Below are 386 nucleotides of genomic sequence, written 5' to 3' on the forward strand. Positions count from 1 at the left end.
ACACTTAGTCGGGTCTGTAGCTCAGGTGGTTAGAGCGCACCCCTGATAAGGGTGAGGTCGGTGGTTCGAGTCCACTCAGACCCACCAACTTCTTTTGAAGTTGGAATACTAAGTTTATTGATGGGGCTATAGCTCAGCTGGGAGAGCGCTTGATTTGCATTCAAGAGGTCTGCGGTTCGATCCCGCATAGCTCCACCACTCTTTAAGCACATTTGCTAAGTGTTCTTAAAAAGTGGTCGTTCGAAAGAACCATCACATGCTCTTTAAAAATCTGGAAAGCTGACTAAACAAACTTATTAAGTTTGTTTGTAAAGTTCTCAAATGTTGATTCGAAAGAATTGACGCAAAACACATTCAAGTGTTCTTGGGTTTTGCGAAAGCAAAAC

2 tRNA genes are annotated in these 386 nt (G+C 43.0%); both read left to right on the forward strand.

Annotation, left to right across the window (positions count from 1 at the left end):
• The first annotated feature begins 10 nt into the window (after positions 1 to 10).
• Positions 11 to 87: transfer RNA gene (locus ATN88_RS04285), tRNA-Ile, on the forward strand.
• 35 nt (positions 88 to 122) lie between these two features.
• Positions 123 to 198, forward strand: a tRNA-Ala gene (locus tag ATN88_RS04290).
• Positions 199 to 386: the final 188 nt, after the last annotated feature.

It is taken from the genome of Enterovibrio coralii (genome assembly GCF_001559595.1).
Classification (GTDB): domain Bacteria; phylum Pseudomonadota; class Gammaproteobacteria; order Enterobacterales; family Vibrionaceae; genus Enterovibrio; species Enterovibrio coralii.